This is a genomic window from Mesorhizobium sp. ESP-6-2 (assembly GCF_020164675.1).
Taxonomy (GTDB): domain Bacteria; phylum Pseudomonadota; class Alphaproteobacteria; order Rhizobiales; family Rhizobiaceae; genus Mesorhizobium.
This window is the reverse complement of record NZ_JAIUGT010000009.1, coordinates 146,677-163,881: the sequence shown is the minus strand read 5'-3', so window position 1 is coordinate 163,881 and position 17,205 is coordinate 146,677. Positions and strand designations below refer to the sequence as shown.

21 protein-coding genes and 1 pseudogene are annotated in these 17,205 nt (G+C 63.1%); 14 read left to right on the top strand and 8 right to left on the bottom strand.

Annotated elements, in window-relative coordinates:
• Window positions 1-912, bottom strand: a complete 912-nt coding sequence (locus LB532_RS22700) for an alpha/beta hydrolase (RefSeq protein ID WP_140638144.1) — start codon at window positions 910-912, stop codon at window positions 1-3.
• Window positions 913-959: 47 nt separating this feature from the next.
• On the opposite strand from LB532_RS22700, the gene LB532_RS22695 reads away from it, so the two are divergent.
• Window positions 960-1,412 carry a MarR family winged helix-turn-helix transcriptional regulator gene (locus LB532_RS22695; RefSeq protein WP_056587725.1) on the top strand — a complete coding sequence of 151 codons (453 nt, stop codon included), beginning with the start codon at window positions 960-962 and terminating at the stop codon, window positions 1,410-1,412.
• A 21-nt stretch (window positions 1,413-1,433) separates the two neighbouring features.
• Here the strand turns inward: LB532_RS22695 and LB532_RS22690 are convergent, their stop codons facing one another.
• Both LB532_RS22690 and LB532_RS22685 read right to left on the bottom strand, forming a co-directional pair.
• Window positions 1,434-2,045 carry a pyridoxamine 5'-phosphate oxidase family protein gene (locus tag LB532_RS22690; protein ID WP_140638145.1) on the bottom strand — a complete coding sequence of 204 codons (612 nt, stop codon included), beginning with the start codon at window positions 2,043-2,045 and terminating at the stop codon, window positions 1,434-1,436.
• A 63-nt stretch (window positions 2,046-2,108) separates the two neighbouring features.
• Complete coding sequence (locus LB532_RS22685) at window positions 2,109-2,462, bottom strand: gamma-butyrobetaine hydroxylase-like domain-containing protein (protein ID WP_140561222.1); 354 nt, start codon at window positions 2,460-2,462, stop codon at window positions 2,109-2,111.
• Between the two features lie 196 nt (window positions 2,463-2,658).
• On the opposite strand from LB532_RS22685, the gene moaA reads away from it, so the two are divergent.
• From moaA to LB532_RS22640, 9 genes and pseudogenes are all read left to right on the top strand, one after another.
• Window positions 2,659-3,654: a GTP 3',8-cyclase MoaA gene (gene moaA / locus LB532_RS22680; protein ID WP_140638146.1), complete on the top strand. Its 996-nt coding sequence runs from the start codon at window positions 2,659-2,661 to the stop codon at window positions 3,652-3,654.
• Window positions 3,655-3,833: 179 nt separating this feature from the next.
• Window positions 3,834-4,754 carry a DMT family transporter gene (locus LB532_RS22675; RefSeq protein ID WP_140584427.1) on the top strand — a complete coding sequence of 307 codons (921 nt, stop codon included), beginning with the start codon at window positions 3,834-3,836 and terminating at the stop codon, window positions 4,752-4,754.
• A gap of 182 nt (window positions 4,755-4,936) precedes the next feature.
• On the top strand, window positions 4,937-5,446 hold the full coding sequence (mobB, locus tag LB532_RS22670) for a molybdopterin-guanine dinucleotide biosynthesis protein B (RefSeq protein WP_140638147.1): 510 nt from the start codon (window positions 4,937-4,939) through the stop codon (window positions 5,444-5,446).
• Between the two features lie 158 nt (window positions 5,447-5,604).
• A complete protein-coding gene (locus LB532_RS22665) occupies window positions 5,605-6,390 on the top strand; it encodes an ABC transporter substrate-binding protein (RefSeq protein ID WP_140498631.1) in 786 nt (261 codons plus the stop codon).
• Window positions 6,391-6,463: 73 nt separating this feature from the next.
• Window positions 6,464-7,180: an ABC transporter permease gene (locus tag LB532_RS22660; protein ID WP_140525212.1), complete on the top strand. Its 717-nt coding sequence runs from the start codon at window positions 6,464-6,466 to the stop codon at window positions 7,178-7,180.
• Window positions 7,177-8,001: an ABC transporter permease gene (locus LB532_RS22655; protein ID WP_140638148.1), complete on the top strand. Its 825-nt coding sequence runs from the start codon at window positions 7,177-7,179 to the stop codon at window positions 7,999-8,001. The genes LB532_RS22660 and LB532_RS22655 overlap by 4 nt, the downstream gene beginning before the upstream one ends.
• Before the next feature lie 104 nt (window positions 8,002-8,105).
• Window positions 8,106-8,975, top strand: coding sequence for an NAD(P)-dependent oxidoreductase (locus LB532_RS22650; RefSeq protein WP_140638149.1), 870 nt, complete (start codon window positions 8,106-8,108; stop codon window positions 8,973-8,975).
• 7 nt (window positions 8,976-8,982) lie between these two features.
• A pseudogene (locus LB532_RS22645) lies at window positions 8,983-9,725 on the top strand (DNA alkylation repair protein).
• A 46-nt stretch (window positions 9,726-9,771) separates the two neighbouring features.
• Window positions 9,772-10,338, top strand: coding sequence for a DUF3299 domain-containing protein (locus tag LB532_RS22640; protein ID WP_140638150.1), 567 nt, complete (start codon window positions 9,772-9,774; stop codon window positions 10,336-10,338).
• A 46-nt stretch (window positions 10,339-10,384) separates the two neighbouring features.
• On the opposite strand, the gene LB532_RS22635 is transcribed toward LB532_RS22640, so the two are convergent.
• The 4 genes from LB532_RS22635 to LB532_RS22620 form a co-directional block, all read right to left on the bottom strand.
• Window positions 10,385-10,876, bottom strand: coding sequence for an Lrp/AsnC family transcriptional regulator (locus LB532_RS22635; protein WP_006205209.1), 492 nt, complete (start codon window positions 10,874-10,876; stop codon window positions 10,385-10,387).
• A gap of 108 nt (window positions 10,877-10,984) precedes the next feature.
• Entirely contained in the window at window positions 10,985-11,665 is a 681-nt protein-coding gene (locus LB532_RS22630) for a uracil-DNA glycosylase family protein (protein ID WP_140638151.1), read from the bottom strand.
• A complete protein-coding gene (locus tag LB532_RS22625) occupies window positions 11,605-12,216 on the bottom strand; it encodes a glutathione S-transferase (RefSeq protein ID WP_140638152.1) in 612 nt (203 codons plus the stop codon). The genes LB532_RS22630 and LB532_RS22625 overlap by 61 nt, the downstream gene beginning before the upstream one ends.
• 49 nt (window positions 12,217-12,265) lie before the next feature.
• A complete protein-coding gene (locus LB532_RS22620; protein ID WP_140638153.1) occupies window positions 12,266-12,889 on the bottom strand; it encodes a thermonuclease family protein in 624 nt (207 codons plus the stop codon).
• A gap of 75 nt (window positions 12,890-12,964) precedes the next feature.
• On the opposite strand from LB532_RS22620, the gene LB532_RS22615 reads away from it, so the two are divergent.
• Window positions 12,965-14,485, top strand: a complete 1,521-nt coding sequence (locus LB532_RS22615) for a sensor histidine kinase (RefSeq protein ID WP_140638154.1) — start codon at window positions 12,965-12,967, stop codon at window positions 14,483-14,485.
• A 34-nt stretch (window positions 14,486-14,519) separates the two neighbouring features.
• Window positions 14,520-15,050, top strand: a complete 531-nt coding sequence (locus LB532_RS22610) for a GNAT family N-acetyltransferase (protein WP_140638155.1) — start codon at window positions 14,520-14,522, stop codon at window positions 15,048-15,050.
• 35 nt (window positions 15,051-15,085) lie between these two features.
• On the opposite strand, the gene LB532_RS22605 is transcribed toward LB532_RS22610, so the two are convergent.
• On the bottom strand, window positions 15,086-16,084 hold the full coding sequence (locus LB532_RS22605) for a nicotinate-nucleotide--dimethylbenzimidazole phosphoribosyltransferase (protein ID WP_140638156.1): 999 nt from the start codon (window positions 16,082-16,084) through the stop codon (window positions 15,086-15,088).
• A 161-nt stretch (window positions 16,085-16,245) separates the two neighbouring features.
• On the opposite strand from LB532_RS22605, the gene LB532_RS22600 reads away from it, so the two are divergent.
• Entirely contained in the window at window positions 16,246-16,479 is a 234-nt protein-coding gene (locus LB532_RS22600) for a DUF1289 domain-containing protein (RefSeq protein WP_140638157.1), read from the top strand.
• A 13-nt stretch (window positions 16,480-16,492) separates the two neighbouring features.
• Window positions 16,493-17,197, top strand: coding sequence for a TIGR02281 family clan AA aspartic protease (locus LB532_RS22595; protein ID WP_140638158.1), 705 nt, complete (start codon window positions 16,493-16,495; stop codon window positions 17,195-17,197).
• The last annotated feature ends 8 nt before the right edge of the window (window positions 17,198-17,205 follow it).

The window sequence follows — 17,205 nt, the reverse complement described above, 5'->3', positions numbered from 1 at the left end:
TCAATGGACCAGCGACGGCTCCCGGTGCGCGGCCACGAAGCTGACGGCGCGTTCCACCACGCCCTTGTCCGCCAGGATGCGGCGATGGCCGAGCCCTTCGGCCCAATGCAGCCGCACATGGTCACCGGCACCGGCATAGCGCCTGGCATGATCGGCCGAGACTTCGCGATCGTCGGGTGCGTGTATGACCAGAGTCGGCACCGGCGCCTGGGCAAGCTGGCGATCGCCGGTGAATTCGCTGAGCGGCCGGCCGGAAAGATGTTCGACACGGTCCGCCATGGCGGCCTGCGAGCGCGGACCGACATTGAGCATGCGGCTGAAGTCGGCGAAGATGGCCGGCAATGAACTGGGCGCGGCGATCAGCACCAGGCGCCCGGCCGCCAGCGGCGCAATGTTCCTGATCGATCCAGCAATTGCATTGGCAGCGACGGCACCGCCGAAGGAATGACCGACCACCGCCGCGAATGGGCCGAACCATTCGCCCGCGATTCGCACCGCATCCACGGCATTGACCATGTTCAACCGCCGGCCATGCGATTGGCCGTGGCCGGGAAGGTCGAGCGAGACGACCCTGTAGCCGGCGGCGCGGTAGCCCTCGATCAGCATGCGCATGTATTCGGTGCGCGAGCGCCAGCCATGGACGACGAGAACCGTGCCGGCGGATGCCCTGCCCGGCTCCGGACGGAATTCATGCGCCATGATGCAGCCGGATCCGGCCTTCAGCCGGTGATGCCGCGCTTCGGCCATGAAATCTGCCGCTCGGTCGACGGCGCGACGTTCGCCCTCGCTCAGCACCCTGGCGTTCGGTGTACGGCAGAACAACTCGAATGCGGCGCGCCCCGTAAGGCGCGGGGCGACATGTTCGGCGGCCCCGAATATACCCCGGATGACCTTCAGTCCGAATGATGCCATAGTGGGAATCCATCCATACGTTCAAGCATGAACATAATAGTTCAAAGATGAACAATAAACAAGAGTTGCCCTGGGACAACCCGCGGTTTCGCAACTGGGTCGCGGTTGCGCGCGCCTGCCATGTGCTGGAGCGCACGCTTGCCGTGAAGCTGGCACCGCTCGATCTGAAACCCGCGCAGCTCGATGTTTTGATGAATCTCTATCGCCATCCCGGCATGTCGCAGCACGATCTCGCCCGCAAGCTGCTCGTCGGCCGCTCCAACATCACCATGCTGTTGCCGCAGCTTGAGGCTCGGGGCCTGCTGCGCCGCGAAGGCGACGAGAAGGACAAGCGCATTCTGCGGCTGGCCCTCACCGAAGCCGGCGAGGCGCTGCTGATGCAGGCGCTGAAGGTGCACATGGCGCTGATCGAGAAAGCGATGAGCCAGTCGACGCCGGAACAGTGCGACATGATCGGCGAGCAGATGCGCAAGATCTACGAGGTGTTGAAGGAAGCCTGACCGCCATTGCGGTCCGGCGGATCACCACATCGTCTTCTTCGCCCGCTCCGGCCATTCCTTGTCATAGGCGGCGCCGTCGATGTTCCTGCGGCTGGTGATCTCCAGGATTTTTCCTGGCGTCGGCAGGGTCTTCGGGTCGACATGCCTTGCGGGGTTCCACAATTCCGACCGCACGATGGCGCGGGCGCATTGGAAATAGACCGTATCGACATCGATGACGGTCACCGAGCGTGCCGGCCTGCCGTCGACCGTGAACGACGCGCAAAGCGCGGCATCCGTGGTGATGTGCGCGCGGCCGTTGATGCGCAGCGTCGTGCCGGAGCCCGGCACCAGGAACAGCAGCCCGACGCGGGGATCGCGAATGATGTTCTTCAGCGAATCGGCGCGATTGTTGCCGCGCCGGTCCGGCATCATCAGGATTTTCGGATCGACGATGCGCACGAAGCCGGCGAGATCGCCGCGCGGCGAGCAATCCAGCCCTTCCGGCCCGCTCGTCGCCAGCGCGACGAAAGGCGAGGCCTCGATGAAGGCGGCGTATTCGGGAATGACGTGGTCGACTTCCTTGACCACCGAGGCTTCGCCGGGCAGGCCATAGAGCGCTTCAAGCTGTTCGACGGTGGTTATGATGGACATTGTCTCGTCTCCCAATCCGCCGCCCCTACTCCGGCTCCATGACATCTTGACGACGCCCGCCGGCTAACGGTCGCGGCTGAGACCCTTTTGCGCAAGCTCGGCAAGGTAGGCATTCCAGCGCGCATCCTTCTCGTGGCCCAACGTGTGCAGGTAATTCCAGGTGAAGATGCCGGTGTCATGGAAATCGTCGAAGGTTATGCGCACCGCGTAGTTGCCGACCGGTTCAATTTTGAGGATGGTGACATCGCGCTTGCCGGGAACAGTCACCCGCTGGTCGGGCGAATGGCCCTGCACCTCGGCCGACGGCGAGGCGACGCGCAGCAGCTCGGCCGGCAGCTCGAATGGCTGGTGGCCGGGAAAGGTCACGGAGAGCAGTTTGCGGTCCTTGGAGACCCGCAGTTCCTTCGGCGCGGTCATGATATTTTCCGTTTCGAACCGCCCTTCCCTACGCCGCTTCGCCGGATTGGAAAAGCCCGTACCAGGCAGCCGACATCCGGTGTCGGTCAGGGAATGTTACCAAAGATCGAGAGCGGCTATCTTGAACAACAGGCCGGATCGTATCACATAGCGATATATAACGCCGTCGTTCACAGCCACGGGAAACGCTTCACGCATGGACATGATCGATCCCTTCGGCCGCACGATCAGCTACCTGCGCGTGTCGGTCACCGACCGCTGCGATTTTCGCTGCACCTATTGCATGGCCGAGGACATGGCTTTCCTGCCCAAGAAGGACCTGCTGTCGCTCGAGGAACTCGACCGGCTGTGCAGCGTCTTCATCGCAAAAGGCGTGCGCAAATTGCGCCTCACCGGCGGCGAGCCGCTGGTGCGCAAGAACATCATGCACCTGGTCCGCCAGCTGTCGCGTCATCTCGAAAGCGGCGCGCTGGAAGAACTGACGTTGACCACCAACGGCTCGCAGCTTTCGCGTTTTGCTGCCGAGCTCGCCGATTGCGGCGTCAAGCGCATCAATGTTTCGCTCGACACGCTCGATGCCGACAAGTTCCACGCAATCACCCGCTGGGGCCATCTCGGCAAGGTCATGGCCGGCATCAATGCGGCGCAGGCGGCGGGACTGAAGATAAAACTCAACGCCGTGGCGCTGAAGGATTTCAACGACGCCGAATTGCCTGAGATGATGCGCTGGGCGCATGGCCGCGGCATGGACCTGACCGTCATCGAAACCATGCCGATGGGCGAGATCGATGCCGACCGCACCGACCAGTACCTGCCGCTGTCGCTGCTGCGCGCCTCGCTGGAGCGCCAGTTCACGTTGACAGACATCCCGTTCAAGACCGGCGGTCCGGCCCGCTATGTCCATGTCGCGGAAACCGGTGGCCGGCTCGGCTTCATCACGCCGATGACCCATAATTTCTGCGAGAGCTGCAACCGCGTCCGGCTGACCTGCACCGGCACGCTCTTTATGTGCCTGGGCCAGGAGGATGCCGCCGATCTCAGGGAACCGTTGCGCGCGTCCGAAGGCAACGACCTGGTCGGCGCGGCGATCGACGAGGCGATCGGGCGCAAGCCGAAAGGGCATGATTTCATCATCGACCGCCGCACCAGCCGCCCCTCCGTGTCGCGGCATATGAGCGTCACCGGCGGCTGATCTTTCCACTGGACGATCTCGGGCAAGGACGGCAACGAGGTATTGGCGCCGAAGACGTACGGTCGGCCATCCGCGGTTGAAATTCTGGGCCGCGATCAAGGCCGTGGCCCAGCCCTTTGTCATTGCTGTTTCGGTCCCGGCTGCTACAGGCTTTTTTCAAAGCAGAACCGGTAGAACTCTTGCCCCTTTCTCCCAATCTTCGCGGTGCGTTGTTCATGGTGGTGGCGATGGCCGGCTTCACCCTCAATGACGCCATCACCAAATATTCGTCACAGTCGATGAACATGGCGCAGGTCATGCTGATCAGAGGCGCATTTGCCTCGCTCTTCGTCGGCCTGCTTGCCTGGCAGCGCGGCGCGCTGGTCCGGCCGCGCTCGATGCTACAGCCGCTGGTGGCGCTGCGCGTCCTTGCCGAGGCCGGCGCGACGGTGACCTTCCTGGTCGCGCTTGCCCATTTGCCGATCGCCAGCGTCTCGGCCGTCCTGCAGGCACTGCCGCTGGCCGTGACAATGGGCGCGGCCCTTGTCTTCGGCGAGGCGGTCGGCTGGCGCCGCTGGCTGGCGATCGCTGCCGGATTTGCCGGCGTGCTGGTCGTGGTGCGCCCGGGCTTCGACGGGTTCAGCATGTTTTCGCTGGTGGCGCTGGCCAGCGTCGCCTGCTGCGCGGTGCGCGACCTCGCCACCAAGCGGATTCCGCAGGCTATCCCCACGCTGCTCGTCTCCACCGCAACGGCATTGGCCATGACCGTGGTCGGCGCGCTGCTGCTGTCCCCGATGGGCGGCTGGACACCGATGACGGGAAAAGCCACTGCGCTGCTGGCGCTCGCAGCAGTGCTGGTGCTCATCGGCTATCAATTCATCATCATGGCGATGCGCTCGGGCGAGATTTCCTTCATAGCGCCGTTCCGCTATACGGCGCTGCTCTGGTCCATTGTGCTCGGCCTGCTGGTCTTCGGCGATGTCCCCGATATGACGATGATCATCGGCGCCAGCACAATCGTGGGCTCCGGCCTTTACGCGCTTTATCGTGAGCGAGTCGTCGGCCGGCGCAGGATCGTCGCGGAAAGCACTGGTCCTGCCATGGCCCCGGACGGCATATGAGAGGCTCGCGGAGAATCCTGTGATTTTCCGCGATGGCGCACGGGCTCGATGATGGTGAGAGACATCGCGGGATTTTGAATTTTTACTGCTGGAAACCGCGGGCCAGGCTGTCGATCCTTTCTTCGACATCAACATGCCCGACGATCTTGCCAAGGCGGCGCGGTTGCTGCAGAGCATCTGAGATGAACAAGCGCCTCTTCGGCATCACCGGCTGGAAGAACTCCGGCAAGACGACCCTCACTGAGAAACTGGTCGCGGAACTCGTTGGGCGCGGCTGGACGGTTTCGACCGTAAAGCACGCCCATCATGATTTCGACATCGACAAGCCGGGCGCGGACAGCTTTCGCCACCGGCAGGCGGGAGCCATGGAAGTCGCCATCGTCTCCGCCAATCGCTGGGCGCTGATGCACGAACTGCGCGGAGAGGATGAGCCGGCGCTGGAAGCGATCCTGTCGCGGCTTGCGCCGTCCGACATCGTGCTGGTCGAAGGCTACAAGCGCGAAGCCCATCTCAAGATCGAAACCCGACGCCTGGACGCGAAGGATCGGACGCCGCTTTCGGCGGGTGATCCCGGGATCGTCGCCATCGCGGCCGACTTCCTCATCGAGGACAAAAGCCTGCCGGCGTTCGATCTCGACGACGTGAAATCGATAGCCGACTTCGTCGAGCGTGCGACCGGCCTCGTTGCTTGAGAAGTAACGTAACGGCAGAAGGACATTGCCGATTTTCGTGGTTTTGCAGTTGCTTTTTTCTTGGAAAGAGTGGGAGTATCGGGCCAGCGGGCGGTCAAAAGCACCGCCCCACAGAGCCGTTTCGGAACGACGGCCGGGACCATAAAGAGAGGATCATTATGCGTATTGCACTGCGTATCGCGCTCGCCGCTTCGGCCGCGCTGCTGACGCTCGGCGTAGCCCAGGCCCAGGAAAAGACCCTGAGGATCGGCACCGAAGGCGCCTATCCGCCCTTTAACAACCTGACCTCGGACGGCAAGCTCGTCGGCTTCGACATCGACATCGCCCAGGCGCTCTGCGACGAGATGAAGGTCAAATGCACCTTTGTCGCCCAGGATTGGGACGGCATCATCCCGGCGCTGCAGGCGGGCAAGTTCGATGCCATCGTGGCCTCGATGTCGATCACGCCGGAGCGTGCCGAGAAGGTCGACTTCACTCACAAATACTACAACACGCCCTCGGCGCTCGCCGTGCCGAAGGATTCGACGCTGAAGGGCGTGACCAAGGAGGACCTCGCCGGCAAGAGTATCGGCGTGGCCACCACGACGACCCATTTCAACTATGCCTCGAAGACCTATACCGACAGCACGATCAAGGGTTATCCGAGCAGCCCCGAGGAACAGGCGGACCTGGCCAACGGCCGCCTCGATGCCATCGAGGATGATATCGTGGTGCTGCAGCAGTGGCTGGATTCGCCTGACGGCGCCTGCTGCAAGATCCTCGGCCAGCCCTCGCCGCAGCCGGTCGAGATTTTCGGACCTGGCGCCGGCATTGCCGTCCGCAAGGGCGAGACCGATCTGGTCAACAAGCTGAATTCCGCGATCGACGCCATCAGGGCCAACGGAAAATACAAGGAAATCAACGACAAGTACTTCAAGTTCGACGTCTACGGCGCCGAGTCCTGATAATCACTCCAAGGGCGGCAGGGTCTCCCTGCCGCCTTACCCGATCTGGGAGCTCTGGAGATAACACCACTCGATGCCAGCCCAAAGCATATGGACACTTCTCAGTTGGGGACCCAATGGCTGGCTTGACGATATCGCCTATGGCGCGGTGGTCACCATCGCGCTGGCGCTCGCCACGCTTCCGATCGGCCTGACGATCGGCTTTTTCATTGCCTGGGCGAAGCAATCCGAAGAGCCTTCGCTGCGGCTGGCCGCGAACATTTACACCACCATGTTTCGCGGCCTTCCGGAGTTGGTGACGCTCTTCCTGTTCTTCTTCGGCATGCCCATCCTGCTGCAATACATCATCCGCTTCTTCAGACCCGAGGCGACGATCGATGTCGACAGCTTCATCGCCGGCATGATCGTGCTCTCGCTGATCTTCTCTTCCTATGCCAGCGAGGTATTCCTTTCGGCCTTTCGCGCCATTCCGAAGGGCCAGTATGAGGGCGGCTATGCGATCGGTCTGTCGAAGTGGCTGACCATGCGCAAGGTGATCCTGCCGCAATTGCTGCGCATCGCATTCCCCGGTCTCGAGAATTGCTGGCTCAGCCTGCTCAAGGACACAGCCCTGGTCTCGGTCGTCAACCTCGCCGAGACCTTGCGCAATGCGGGCGTCGCGGCGCGCGTCACCAAACATTCGTTCCTGTTCTACAGCGTCGCGGCGCTGGTCTTTCTCATCCTGGCAATCCTGTCTTCGATCGCCACCGGCTTCATCTTGCGGTCGCTTGGACAGAGGGAAGCGCGATGAGCGTCACCGACACCATTGCCGTCGATCGGCCGCCGCCGCCGGCGCGCGGCTGGCCGCGTGCCCGTGTCGTGGGATACGCACTCGTCGGTCTCTGGATCCTCTTCGGCTTCGGTATACTGGCCTATCTAGTGTCCGCCTGGGACGGCGAGTTCTTCGCACGATATGCTCCGGCCTACCTGCAGGGACTTGGAACCACCCTGTCGCTGGTGGCGGTGTCGATGGTGGCCGGCGCCATCCTGTCGCTGCCCGTCACCTATGGCCGCATGTCGAGCAACCGGTTGCTGTCGTGGCCTGCCTATTGCTACGTCTATTTCTTCCGCGGCACGCCGCTGCTCGTCCAGGTCTATCTGGTCTATTACGGGGTCGGTTCTTTCCGCGTGCAGCTCGAATCGGTCGGGCTATGGTGGTTCTTCCGCGACGCCTTCAACTGCGGCGTGTTCGCCTTTGCGCTCAACACGGCCGCCTATCAGGCCGAAATCCTGCGCGGCGCCATCGAGAGCGTTCCAAGGGGCCAGTGGGAAGGCGCCGCTTCGCTCGGCCTGCACAAGCTGCAGACGCTGCGCAAGGTCATTCTGCCCCAGGCGATCATCGTGGCCTTGCGACCCTATGGCAATGAACTCGTTCTGATGATCAAGGCCTCCGCCATCGTGGCCATCATCACCGTCTACGACCTGATGGGCAATGCGAAACTCGCCTATGCCAAATCCTTCGATTTCCAGGCCTATGTCTGGGTGGCGATCGTCTATCTGGTGATGGTCGAGATCCTGCGCCACGGCGTCGAATGGATCGAGCGCCGGATCACCATTCACCTGAAACGGTAGGCTTACCTGTGCCAGTCGATGGCTCGGCGCGCGCCTTGACGAATCCGTGGCATGGCCTAGACCTTCCGCAACTGCAATCTCTGTACCCGTCGGAAGGACAAGCCATGGCATCGGTGGCATTTCTCGGTCTTGGCGTCATGGGCTATCCCATGGCCGCGCATCTGAAGAACAAGGGCGGCCATGACGTCACCGTCTACAACCGCACCAGGGCAAAGGCCGAGCAATGGGTCGCCCAGCATGGCGGCGCTCTCGCCCTGACGCCCGCACAGGCTGCCGAAGGCAAGGACTTTGTCTTCTCGTGCGTGGGCAATGACGACGATCTGCGTTCTGTGACGACGGCAAAGGACGGTGCCTTTCAGGCCGTGAAAAAGGGCGCGGTCTACATCGACAACACCACGGCATCGGCCGAGGTCGCGCGCGAATTGGCGGAGGCCGCACAGGAGCGCGGCTTCTCGTTCCTCGACGCGCCGGTCTCCGGCGGCCAGGCCGGCGCCGAGAACGGCATTCTGACCGTCATGGTCGGCGGCGATCAGGCAGCCTTCGACAAAGCCAGGCCCGTCATCGACGCCTATGCCCGGATGGTCGGGCTTATGGGACCGGCAGGCGCCGGCCAGCTCACCAAGATGATCAACCAAATCTGCATCGCCGGGCTGGTGCAGGGACTGTCCGAAGGCATCCATTTCGGCAAGAAGGCCGGGCTCGACATCGAGAAGGTCATCGATGTGATCTCCAAGGGCGCAGCGGGCTCGTGGCAGATGGAGAACCGGCACAAGACGATGAATGCAGGCAAATACGACTTCGGCTTCGCGGTCGACTGGATGCGCAAGGATTTGGGCATCTGCCTTGATGAAGCCGACCGCAACGGCGCGAGGCTGCCCGTGACGGCGCTCGTCGACCAGTTCTACAAGGACGTCCAGGCGATGGGCGGCAGGCGCTGGGACACATCCTCACTGCTGGCACGGCTGGAAAAGTAGAACGCAGATGTCCCTGCCCGGCCCGAGCTGGAGCGCGGACGAGATCGTCGCTCACCTGCGCTCGATCGGCACGCAGGAAAACCGCGCCGGCATGGCCCGGTTCGGCATAAACACCGCGACGGCGCTTGGTGTCGGCAATTCGGATCTGCGGCCGCTGGCGCGCAAGCTGAAGCGCAATCACGAGCGGGCGCTGGCCCTGTGGGACAGCGGTGTTCGCGAGGCGCGGCTGATGGCGGCGTTCACCGGCGAGCCGAAAAGGATCACGGCCGAGCAGTGCCGCCGCTGGGCCAGCGATTTCGATTCCTGGGAGATCGTCGACAGCGTCTCGGATCTCTTTGCCGAAACGCCGTTCCGGCGTGAGTTGATCGAGGAGTTTGTTGCTGACGAACGCGAGTTCGTGCGCCGCGCGGGCTTTGCCAGGTGGCCTGGAGCGCAGTGCATCTGAAGCAGGAGCCGGACGCGACGTTTCTCGCCTATCTGCCATTGATCGAGGCGCATGCCGGCGATCCGCGCAATTTCGTCAGGAAGGCGGTCAATTGGGCGCTGCGGCAGATTGGCAAACGCTCGGCGGCACTGCATGCCCCTGCCCTTACGCTTGCGCAAAAGCTGGCCGGATCATCCGACAAGACGGCGCGCTGGATCGGCCGGGACGCCGTGAAGGAGTTAACGGGTCCAAAGACGCTGGACCGGCTTGCCGAAAGAAATCCGCATGCGGGTTCTCGCCGACATGTGATGCGGGCCGAACGTTGACGTTACTGATGGCAGCGGCTTAATTCGGACCAAAGGGAGCGGCCCAATGAACAACCATCTCAAAACCGCCGCGCTGGCGGTCGCGATGTTCGGGTTCATCGCCGCCGGCGCCTCGGCCGAGACCGCTCATATACTCTGGAAGGATCTGCGGCCCGCCACTCAAGCCGCCGCCGAGGATGCCGGCTTGCCGATGATCGCGGCCAAGGTTCCGGACCACGGCGAGACTTTGTCCCTGAATCTGCAGGACAAGACCATCGAGTTGGCCGGCTACGCCCTGCCCGTCGATCGCGACGGCGACCTCGTCTATCAGTTCCTGCTGGTGCCGTGGACCGGCGCCTGCAGCCACATGCCGACACCGCCGCCCAATCAGATCGTCCTGGTCACCCCGGCTCATCCCTACAAAATGTCGCAGGCCTACCAGCCGGTTTCCGTAACCGGCGCGCTGAAACCGGGCATGGAGAAGAGCCAGCTTTTCATCCTGGACGGCGTCTCGGTCATCCAATCGGGCTATACCGTGCGCAAAGCAGAAGTGACCAGCGTCGACACCGTGCCGGACACAGTCACCCTACCGGTCAACTCGCCTTGGACTTTCCTCAACAAAAAGAACAACTAAGCAAGGCGAGCTTGCGTGACCTTGCATGCACCAAGGTCACGCGCGCTCAGGCCGCGTTCGCACCCGATTCCTTGTCCAGCACCATGTAATCGAGCGGGATTTCGGTCGTGTACTTGATCTGCTCCATGGCAAAGGAGGACGAGACGTCGCGAATCTCGATCTTGGCGATCAGCCGCTTATAGAAGGCATCATAGGCTGCAATGTCGGGGACCACGACACGCAGGAGATAGTCGACATCGCCGCTCATGCGGTAAAACTCGACCACCTCGGGGAACTCCTGGATGACTTCGGAAAAGCGCCGCAGCCATTCATGGCTGTGCGAATTGGTGCGGATCGAGACGAAGACGGTGACCCGCACATTGACCTTTTCATGATCGAGAATGGCGACACGCCGCTTGATGACGCCCTCTTCCTCGAGCTTCTGGATGCGCCGCCAGCAAGGGGTCGTCGACAGTCCCACTTTCTTGGCGACATCTGCGACCGCGAGCGTCGCGTCCTCCTGCAGGAGGCGGAGAATTTTTCGGTCAAGGCGGTCCATCGAATGCTCCTGAAGGAATGGATTGGCCATAATCGGCGTTGTTATAGCCTTTCACAAGAAAAAAATTCTGCTGATTGGCGGAAAAGCCGGTGGTTTCTTGCTGAATGTCTAACCGAGGCGATAGCGGATTTCCGACCTGAGGAAAGGCAGCAAATCCATTTCAAACCAGGGATTCCGCTTCAGCCAGCCGGTGTTGCGCCAGGACGGATGCGGCAGCGGCAGCACCTTCTGGCCAGCGGATTTCTCCCAGATGGAGCGCCAGTCCCTCACCGTTTCCGTCAGGGACGGGCGCCGCGCGGCACCCATATGCCAGGACTGCGCGTAGATGCCGATCGTCAGCACCAGGTCGATCTGCGGCATGAGCCCCATCAACGGCGCGCGCCAGGCCGGCGCGCATTCCCGCCTTGGCGGCAAGTCGCTGCCCTTGGCATCCTGGCCGGGGAAACAGAAGCCCATCGGCACGATGGCGAACTTCTCGGTGTCGTAGAACTCCTCGCTGGTGACGCCGAGCCAGTCCCTGAGCCGGTCGCCCGAAGCATCGGTGAACGGCATGCCCGACAGATGAACCTTGGTTCCGGGCGCCTGGCTGGCAATCAGGATGCGGGCACTCGACGAGGGCCGCAGCACCGGGCGCGGCTCGTGCGGCAGTGGCCGGCCGATCGGATTGTCGACGCAGATGCGGCAGGAGCGAACCGTCGCGGCGAAGCTTTCGAGTTCCGCAGTCATCCTCAGGCCGCGGCACTCGGCCGGCTCGAAACCATCCGATACCAGCGCAACACATTGCCGCACTCGTCCGGCACCTTGATGCGCGCAGGTTTCATGAAATCGATGGCGATCAACCCGGTGATATCGGCGATCGAATAGGCGTCGCCGGCGGCGAATTCGCGGGTTCCCAGCTCGCCGTCGAGAAGTCTCAGGAATTCGATTGCCTTCGGCTTGTTGGCCTCGCCCCATTCGGAGATCTGCGGGATTTCCCATTCCTTCATGGCCGGATGGGTGTGGCGGAAAGCCTGCGCGACGCAGGTCAGCAGGTTGAATTCCATCCGCCTTTGCCACATCTCGACCTGCGCCTTGCCGAGCGCCCCGCGTCCGAACAACGCCGGCTCGGGGTGCAATTCCTCGAAGTAGCGGCAGATGGCGACGGACTCGGTAATGACGGTGCCGTCGTCAAGCTCCAGCACCGGCAGTCGCCGCAGTGGATTGCGCGAGCTGACCGCCTGTTGCCTGTGTTCCAGCGCGCCCATGTCGACGGACACCAGCGGAACCGAGATTCCCTTCTCGGCCAGAAAAACGCGAACCCGTCTTGGGTTGGGTGCTCGGCCGCCGTCGAAGAGCTTCATTCGATCCTCCAGTTCTTGCCGGTAATGGCAGGGTTCAGCTTCCGCCGGCTTACCAGAAGCGGAAAATCTCTCGCACGGCATCGCCGATGGAGGCGAGCGTGCCATGTTTTCTCTCGACGGACTCGCCATGGTGGCTGTCGCGCCAATCTTGCGGCTGGTCGAACGTACCTGCCCAGATGCCGGCCTTGGCGGCACGGGCAACGGCTTCCTCGCTCTCGTAATCGCCGAAAGCGACCGCCCAGCCTGCCTCGACCTGTGCGCGGTTGAGATCGGTGTCCCCGGCCTTGCAATCGCCGAGCAGCCGGCCGTACCGGTCGCGCTGCCAGCCGCTGCAGATGACGGGCCTGCCGGCGATCAGGCGCACCAGAGATTGGCGCGCAAGCGTGCCACAGGAATAGTCGGCGCCGTTCTTGCGGCAGGTCTGGGTGTATTCCGGCGCGTCGATGCCGCGCATGCGGATGCGTTCGGCGCCGAGCGTGATCGAGTCGCCATCATTGATGATGGCGACGCCCTGTGTCTTTCGCGTCTCCACGCGATCGAGGCGCGCCGCAAGCACGATCAGCAGCCCCAGAACGACGACCGTCAACCCATAGTCCAGCAACTTGCGCCATGGGCTTCGCGGGCGCGGCGCAGCGTATCGCCGCCGCGGTCTTTGCGACCAGGAGCGGCTCATATGGCAAACGGTTGGTTAATCATTCGAACGTAGCTTAACACCTTGAAAACGCTGCCCGCATAAATTGAAGTCTTCATGCCTTTGCAACGCTCGAACACAGCGGACAAATTCATTGTGGACCGCAGGAAACGTCATCGCAACAGCGATGTCGCGCGTGCGGTGCGCAAGACGCGCGACCGTCTTTCGCAGCAGGCCGGCAACCTGGATTTCGATCGCGAACTGCTGAAGCTTCATGCCCGCGCGATGACCGGCGGCGGTGTCGCCATTCCTCTGCTCGTTTTGGCGATCGCCGCGGTTGGCCGGCTGGCCGGCATTGGCAACGAGATCATCCTCTGGGCGCTTTTCACCCTGACCTGCTACACGATCGTGACGTTCATGGCGCGGCGCATCGAACGCACGGAAGCGTCCGAGCTCAACCCCTTGCAAACGCGAAGCGAATTCCTGGTAGCCCATTTCGTGTGCGGGCTCGGCTGGAGCTGGTTCGTCTGGCTCGGCTGCGGCACATGCCAGGTCGACCAGTTCCAGGTGATAAAGGCCGTGGTCCTGCTGTTCGCCATGGCGGTAACCGCGGTCATGGCATCGTCACTGAGTGGCGCCCTGCTGGCTACTTTCGCTGTTCCTGTGGCACTTTATGCCTATACCGGGGTCAGGTTGTGGATGCCGGTCGAAGCGGTCATGGCTGCACTGCTGGTCGTGTCGCTGCCTTTCTTCGCCTATGTGGCACGCAACCTCAACCGTTCGTCCTTGATGATGTTGTCGTTCCGCTCCGAGAGGGATGCGCTGGTGGCCGAGCTCGAGACGGCGAAGTCGATGTCCGACGAAGCGCGGCGGCGGGCGGAAGACGCCAATCTGGCAAAGTCGCGCTTCCTCGCGTCGATGAGCCATGAATTGCGCACGCCGCTCAACGCCATTCTCGGCTTTTCCGAGGTGATGGCGAACGAGGTGCTGGGGCCAATGAGCAATCCCACCTATCGCGACTACGCCAATGACGTGCACGAATCCGGCCAGCATCTGCTCGACCTGATCAACGAGATACTGGACCTTTCGCGTATCGAAGCCGGCCGCTACCAGCTCAACGAGGAGCCGGTGATGCTGCTCGGCATCGTCGAGGACTGCTGCCATATGATGGAGTTGAAGGCGCGCAACAAGGATATCCGCGTCATTCAGGATTTCGAACATGCCTTGCCGCGCCTGTTCGCCGACGAGCGCGCGGTGCGCCAGATCACGCTCAACCTTCTGTCCAACGCGATCAAGTTCACCGCGACCGGCGGCGAGATCCGCGTCCGCGTCGGCTGGACGGCCGGCGGCGGCCAATACATCTCGGTCAAGGACAATGGTCCCGGCATACCCGAAGACGAGATCCCGGTGGTGCTTTCGGCCTTCGGCCAGGGTTCGATCGCCATCAAGAGCGCCGAGCAGGGCACCGGCCTCGGCTTGCCGATCGTGCAGGGACTGCTTGCCATGCATGGCGGCGAGTTCCAACTTCATTCCAAGCTGCGCGAAGGCACCGAGGCGATCGCCATCTTCCCGCTGAGCCGGGTGATGGAGGAATTGCCGGCCCTGCCGACCGCGGCGGTCGCCGCGCGGCGGCGTTGAGTTCTCGGCCCGATATGACAGGTCGTTGCCTGCAATGACGATCGCCGGTTGGAATCCAGGCAGCCTCGAGATCAAATCAGGACGCCTCTCCCTCAAGTTGTTTACGCCCAGCGATGCCAATGAGCTTTTTGCCTGCATCACGCCAGCGATCACCCGGTTCATGCAGTGGCAACCGCCTCGATCGACAACTGCTTTCGCCGAGGCATGGCAATCCAGGCTAAAGCCAATCCTCGACGGATCGGATCTGCATTTTGTGGTGCGTTGTTCGCGAGACGATCGCTGTCTTGGGCTCCTCGGCCTGCATGCGACGCTGACGGCATGCCCAGAACTCGGAATCTGGATACGGGAAGAGGCTCAGGGAAAAGGCATCGGCCGAGAGGCAATCGCCGCTGTGGTAGCGTGGGCGTCCGAGAAACTTGAGCCCGATTGTTTCGAATACCCCGTAGCGGAAGAAAACGTCGCCAGCAGAAGAATTGCGGAACACCTAGGAGGTTCGATTGCTGGAAGGCGACCCAATTCAAAATACGTCGCTGTGGTCTATCGCATTCCCAGGCTCCAGAGCTGATCCGATAACCCTCAGCGAAATTCTGCTCATGGCCGTCAGCCGCGAACTGCCGCAGCCATGCCCGAACTGGTCAGCGCGGCTGCCTTGACCATGCCGGCGGCCAGTGCCGCCCCTACTCCCTCGCCGTGGCTCACGCCAAGATCAAGCAACGGGCGAAGGCCAAGGCGCTCGGCGGCCCGCGCGTGCGCGGGCTCCGCCGAGAGGCCGGCGAGCAGGCAATGGTCGAGCGCAGCGGGGTTGGCGGCATGCACAACGGCTGCCGCGGCCGTTGCCGCGAATCCGTCGAGCAGCACTGGTATCTTCTGCATCCGCGCTGCCAGGATGGCGCCGGCGATCGCCGCGAACTCGCGGCCGCCAACCCGCCGCAGCACTTCGAGCGGATCGTCGAGATGAGCGCCGTGGAAGGCGAGTGCGACATCGACCACCTCGGCCTTGCGCGCCTGCATCGCCGCGTCGGCGCCGGATCCCGCGCCGACCCAGTCGGTGCCCTTGCCTCCGTAAAGGGCCGCGAACAGGGCGGCGGCGATGGTGGAATTGCCGACGCCGAGATCGCCGAGGCAAAGCAGGTCGGCGCCGCCGGCGATCGCCTCCATGCCGAAGGCCATGGTGGCCGCGCAGCCTCGCTCGTCGAGGGCCGCATCCTCGGTGATGTCGGCTGTCGGGATATGAAGGGCGAGGTCAAAGACCTTCAGCCCCAGATCGTTGGCGATGCAGACCTGGTTGACCGCAGCACCTCCAGCCGCGCACAGCTCGACGGCGTTGGCCGTCGCCGCCACTGGCCGCGGCGAAATGCCGTGCCTGAGAGCGCCATGGTTGCCGGCAAAGACCGCGACCAGAGGCCGAGTCACCGCCGGCGGCGCGCGGCCGCTCCATGCGGCCAGCCAGGCAGCGATGTCCTCGATGCGACCAAGCGAATTCCTCGGCTTGTCGGCCTTGGAAAACAGCATGCGCACACGGGCCTCGGCTGTCTTGTCGGCCATCGGCAGGGCGGCCAGCAGGTTGCGGAAATCGTCCAAGGGCTTTGCGCTGGTCATGTCGTTGATTTCGTCCTTGCAGATTGGCCAGCGGCATAGCCGCCTTGATGCGCCTGCACAACCTCCTGCCCTGCCGTAAAAGCGGCTGCGGGCGCCGCATTCCCTAGGGCTTGCAAAGGTCACGCCGTTGCACCATGTGGAAGTCAGCCAAGGAAAGGTCCATGACGGCCATCGAATCCCCATGCATTCTGGTCTGTTCGATCGATACGAAAACCGGCTTCTGCTTCGGTTGCGGTCGCACACGCGACGAGATCGGCGCCTGGATCGGCATGACGGCGCAGGCGCGCCGCGATGTCATGGCCGAACTGCCGGCAAGGCTGGAGACGGTCGAGCGCCGGCCGCGCCGCGAAACCCGCCGCACCCGCATGGCACGCGAACGCAACGCGCTCTCGTGAACGGATTCCCGACATGAACCGCCTGTTCTGGATCCTGATGCTCGTCATCGGCGTCGGCGCGGTGCTGCTGATGTTCAACGATTCCGCCGGCAACACGCTCGGCGTCGAGAACGATGATTTCGGCCGGCTGATCTGGCTTGGCGCCTTCGGCGCGCTCATCGGCGCCGGCTTGCTCCGGTCAGGCCGCCCGCTCGGCGCCATGGCGCGCAACCTCGGCGCCTGGGCGGCGATCGCACTGGCGCTGGTCGCCGGCTATCAATATCGCTACGAATTGCAGGATTTCGCCAGCCGTGTAACCGCTGGCCTCGTTCCCGGCAGCCCGCTGGCGCTGGGCATCGAGGACGGCCATACCACGGTGACGCTCGACAAGGCCGACAATGGCCATTTCGAGGCACGTATCCTGATCAATGGCGCGCCCGTGCGCACCGTGGTCGATACCGGGGCGACCAGCACCGTGTTGACGTCGCAGGACGCCCAGGCAGCCGGAATCAATCCGGCCACGCTCGATTTCACCATACCGGTCTCGACCGCCAACGGCATGGCGCGCGCCGCGGCTGTGAAAACCAGAGAAATGGCGATCGGCGGGATCGTGCGCAAGAATATGCCGGTGATGGTCGCGGCACCCGGTATGCTCGGTCAGAGCCTGCTCGGCATGAACTTCATCGGTTCGCTTTCGGGCTTCGACGTGCGCGGCGACCGGATGATCCTCAGGGACTGAGGCTCGGG

Excerpts from the sequence above, each read along its gene's own strand:
- LB532_RS22610 (WP_140638155.1), top strand. The coding sequence starts at position 14,520 with ATGACGATCGCCGGTTGGAATCCAGGCAGCCTCGAGATCAAATCAGGA.
- LB532_RS22690 (WP_140638145.1), bottom strand. The coding sequence starts at position 2,045 with ATGTCCATCATAACCACCGTCGAACAGCTTGAAGCGCTCTATGGCCTG.
- LB532_RS22660 (WP_140525212.1), top strand. The coding sequence starts at position 6,464 with ATGCCAGCCCAAAGCATATGGACACTTCTCAGTTGGGGACCCAATGGC.
- LB532_RS22685 (WP_140561222.1), bottom strand. The coding sequence starts at position 2,462 with ATGACCGCGCCGAAGGAACTGCGGGTCTCCAAGGACCGCAAACTGCTC.
- LB532_RS22635 (WP_006205209.1), bottom strand. The coding sequence starts at position 10,876 with ATGGACCGCCTTGACCGAAAAATTCTCCGCCTCCTGCAGGAGGACGCG.
- LB532_RS22655 (WP_140638148.1), top strand. The coding sequence starts at position 7,177 with ATGAGCGTCACCGACACCATTGCCGTCGATCGGCCGCCGCCGCCGGCG.
- LB532_RS22595 (WP_140638158.1), top strand. The coding sequence starts at position 16,493 with ATGAACCGCCTGTTCTGGATCCTGATGCTCGTCATCGGCGTCGGCGCG.
- LB532_RS22620 (WP_140638153.1), bottom strand. The coding sequence starts at position 12,889 with ATGAGCCGCTCCTGGTCGCAAAGACCGCGGCGGCGATACGCTGCGCCG.
- LB532_RS22605 (WP_140638156.1), bottom strand. The coding sequence starts at position 16,084 with ATGACCAGCGCAAAGCCCTTGGACGATTTCCGCAACCTGCTGGCCGCC.
- LB532_RS22600 (WP_140638157.1), top strand. The coding sequence starts at position 16,246 with ATGACGGCCATCGAATCCCCATGCATTCTGGTCTGTTCGATCGATACG.
- LB532_RS22695 (WP_056587725.1), top strand. The coding sequence starts at position 960 with ATGAACAATAAACAAGAGTTGCCCTGGGACAACCCGCGGTTTCGCAAC.
- LB532_RS22615 (WP_140638154.1), top strand. The coding sequence starts at position 12,965 with ATGCCTTTGCAACGCTCGAACACAGCGGACAAATTCATTGTGGACCGC.
- LB532_RS22700 (WP_140638144.1), bottom strand. The coding sequence starts at position 912 with ATGGCATCATTCGGACTGAAGGTCATCCGGGGTATATTCGGGGCCGCC.
- mobB (WP_140638147.1), top strand. The coding sequence starts at position 4,937 with ATGAACAAGCGCCTCTTCGGCATCACCGGCTGGAAGAACTCCGGCAAG.
- moaA (WP_140638146.1), top strand. The coding sequence starts at position 2,659 with ATGGACATGATCGATCCCTTCGGCCGCACGATCAGCTACCTGCGCGTG.
- LB532_RS22625 (WP_140638152.1), bottom strand. The coding sequence starts at position 12,216 with ATGAAGCTCTTCGACGGCGGCCGAGCACCCAACCCAAGACGGGTTCGC.
- LB532_RS22650 (WP_140638149.1), top strand. The coding sequence starts at position 8,106 with ATGGCATCGGTGGCATTTCTCGGTCTTGGCGTCATGGGCTATCCCATG.
- LB532_RS22640 (WP_140638150.1), top strand. The coding sequence starts at position 9,772 with ATGAACAACCATCTCAAAACCGCCGCGCTGGCGGTCGCGATGTTCGGG.
- LB532_RS22665 (WP_140498631.1), top strand. The coding sequence starts at position 5,605 with ATGCGTATTGCACTGCGTATCGCGCTCGCCGCTTCGGCCGCGCTGCTG.